This window comes from Actinomadura montaniterrae, from assembly GCF_008923365.1.
GTDB classification, from domain to species: Bacteria; Actinomycetota; Actinomycetes; order Streptosporangiales; family Streptosporangiaceae; genus Spirillospora; species Spirillospora montaniterrae.
In genome coordinates this window covers 1-2,835 of sequence record NZ_WBMR01000426.1, presented here as the reverse complement: position 1 = coordinate 2,835, position 2,835 = coordinate 1, and the positions used below count along the sequence as shown (strand labels likewise).

Genomic DNA, 2,835 nt, shown 5'->3' with positions numbered 1-2,835 from the left:
GCCGCGACCAGGGTGCGGGGCCGGCGGGCGGGCGCGTCGGCGCGGGCGCCGAGCGGCGGGACGGCCTCGCCGCGGTCGCGGGCCTCCAGGTGCTGCCGGATCGCGCGCAGCGGCATGTAGTGGTCGCGCTGCGCGGTGAGCACGAACCGGAGCCGTTCGACGTCGGCCGGGCCGAACTTGCGGTACCCGGCGGGGGTGCGCTCCGGCTCCACCAGCCCCTCCGACTCCAGGAACCGGATCTTGGAGATGGTGATGTCGGGGAACTCGCTCCTGAGCAGCCCGAGGACGTCCCCGATGGTCATCGGGGACCGGGCCGGCTGCGCGTTCAAGGGCCCTCCCATCGTCGCCGAGACCCCGTGCTCCCCCGCCGCTCCGGTCCTCGTCAGGCGTGCGCCGGGTTGGTCAGGAAGACCAGCCGGAACTTGCCGATCTGGACCTCGTCGCCGCCGGACAGGCCGGCCTGGTCGATCCGCTGCCGGTTGACGTAGGTGCCGTTCAGGCTGCCGACGTCGCGGACGGAGAAGGTGCCGCCGTGCCGGGCGAACTCGGCGTGCCGGCGGGAGACGGTGACGTCGTCCAGGAAGATGTCGCTCTCCGGGTGCCGGCCCGCGGACGTGCGGTCCTTGTCGAGCAGGAAGCGGCTTCCGGCGTTCGGGCCGCGCTTGACGACCAGCAGCGCGGTCCCGGGCGGGAGCGCTTCCATGGCGGTCTGGTCCGGGCCGGGCTGCTCCTCGGCCTCCTGGCCGGTGTCCAGCGCCTCGAACCCGCCGATCGAGATCGTGGAGGTCGACTCGCCGGGCGACTCCCGGTAGATCGGCGGCTGGGCGCCCCGCGTCAGCGGGGTGCCGCAGTTCGAGCAGAAGCGGGCATCATCCGGGTTGGCGTGACCGCACTGCGTGCAGTAGACGCTCGGCATAGATCGGCTCGGCCTCCTACCATCGGCGCGCCGCCCGCGGACGCCCCGCTGGTGCGGGGGCCGCCTGCGCCACGCGCATCCTTCACCCAACCCACGCCGGGGACCCGCCCCCGACCACGGTCCTGCTCACCGCCCGCGCACGCGACGGTCGCCGCAACTTACGCGGGTATTGCCCGAGGGGTCAACCGGAACGGTGAACCGACCGCACCACGGTACCTTCGCCGATGATCGCCGGTCTACGCCGCCGCGCGGGCGGCGCCGATCGCGACGTCCCGGACGGCCGTTCACCGCTCCCCCCGTTCCCTCTACGGAGACCGTATCGCGCTCACGGTCACTTTCGCGCGCGGGGTGATCGAGACGGTGGCGCCGGCGGCCTGCAGCGTCCGCACGACGCCGCCCGGGATGTTGAGCGCGGTGGTCATGGTGTGCGGGTCCCCGATGGCGAGGAACGTGTACGGGGCGCGCAGCGTCCGGCCGTCCGCCTGGACGCCGTCGCGGGCGTCGAGGAAGTAGGTGCCGACCCCCGCGCGGACCTCGTTGACCTGGACGACCTCGGCGCCGGCGTCGCGGAGCTCTTCGAGCGCGTCGAGGAGGCCGCCGGCGTGGACGCCGCCGCGCGGGTCCTGCACGACCATCCGGATGCCGGGCCCTTCGGCGGGGAGCGTGCCCGCGAGGATGCCGTAGGTGGTGGCGCGCTTGCGGGCCTCCTCGAGGGCGGCGCCGCCCTGGGCGTCGCGCTGCAGCTCGGCCTTGGTCCGCTCGAGGTCGCGGATGTCGCCGCGGAGCCGTTCGGACCGCTGGCCCAGATCGGCCAGGATCCCGACGAGCTCGTCCTGCCGGGCGGTGGCGAACGTGGTGTCGCGCTTGGTGGAGCGGACCTGCACGGCGACCGCGAAGCCGACGAGCACGCACAGCAGGCCGCCGATGAGCTGCCCCCAGCTCGCTCTGGGCCGCAGCAGCGCCATCACCCCGGTGAGGGGCGCGGGCGGCACTGCCGCCGGCCCCGCGGGCCGCTCGGCCTCCTCGCGGGGCTCGTCGTCGTCGCGTACGCCGTCGAGGGTCATGCGCCGAACAGCTTCCGTCGGATGCCCGCCGCGTTGGAGAAGATCCGGATGCCGAGGACGACCACGACGCCGGTGGACAGCTGGGAGCCGACGCCCAGCTCGTCGCCGAGGAAGACGATCAGCGCCGCGATGACGGTGTTGCTGAGGAAGGACACGACGAACACCTTCTCGTCGAAGATCCCCTCGAGCCGGGCCCGGACGCCGCCGAACATGGCGTCGAGGGCCGCGACGATGGCGATGGGCAGGTAGGGCTGGAGCCACAGCGGGACGTCGGGGTGCAGCGCGAGGCCGAGCCCCACGCCGATCACCAGCCCGATCAGCGCGATCATGCCTCCGCCCTTCCGTTCCGTGCCCGCCGCCTCGGCCCTCGTGCGCTCGGTCATCGCGTCACCCTCCGGCTCCGGGGGCCGGCGCGGCGTACCGGAGCCGGAGCGCTCCGGCGCCGGGCAGCCGCGCGCCGGACGTGCGGCGCGTCGCGTACCGGATGCGGTACCGCTCCTCGAGGGCGCGCATCCTGCGGTCGGCGTCGGAGCCGGTGAACGCGTCGCGCATCCGGTCCGGGTCGCCGAGCGCCGTGACCTCGTACGGCCCGGTCAGCGGGTGGTAGTCGACCAGGATCGCCTCCCCCGCGGTGCGGATCGCCGTGACCGGCGTGAGCCGCCGCCCGTTGATCCCGATGGCGGTGGCGCCGGCCGCCCAGAGCCCGTTGACCAGCACCTGGAGGTCCTGATCATAGACCCGGCCGTCGGAGTCGCCGCCGGAGTCGCCGCCGCCGCCGGGCGCGTCGCCGACGGTGACGACGAGGCCCGGGCCGGAGGCGGGCTCGGCGGCGGCGGCGGCGCCCTGCGCGGCGAG

Annotated in this window: 5 protein-coding genes; all 5 read right to left on the bottom strand. The window is 74.7% G+C overall.

What is annotated here, in order from left to right; translation table 11 throughout:
* Positions 1-329: transcriptional regulator FtsR (gene ftsR / locus F9B16_RS49915; protein ID WP_225992679.1), on the bottom strand; the 329-nt coding region annotated here is incomplete at its 3' end.
* 53 nt (positions 330-382) lie between these two features.
* A complete protein-coding gene (locus F9B16_RS49910) occupies positions 383-916 on the bottom strand; it encodes an FHA domain-containing protein (protein WP_151547269.1) in 534 nt (177 codons plus the stop codon).
* 305 nt (positions 917-1,221) lie between these two features.
* The gene (locus F9B16_RS49905; RefSeq protein WP_151547268.1) at positions 1,222-1,980 is read right to left on the bottom strand and encodes a DUF881 domain-containing protein; all 759 of its coding nucleotides are present in this window, start codon (positions 1,978-1,980) and stop codon (positions 1,222-1,224) included.
* A complete protein-coding gene (locus F9B16_RS49900) occupies positions 1,977-2,363 on the bottom strand; it encodes a small basic family protein (protein WP_264159879.1) in 387 nt (128 codons plus the stop codon). Before F9B16_RS49900 ends, F9B16_RS49905 begins: the two co-directional genes overlap by 4 nt.
* 4 nt (positions 2,364-2,367) lie before the next feature.
* On the bottom strand, positions 2,368-2,835 hold a 468-nt coding region (locus F9B16_RS49895; protein ID WP_151547267.1), incomplete at its 5' end, for a DUF881 domain-containing protein.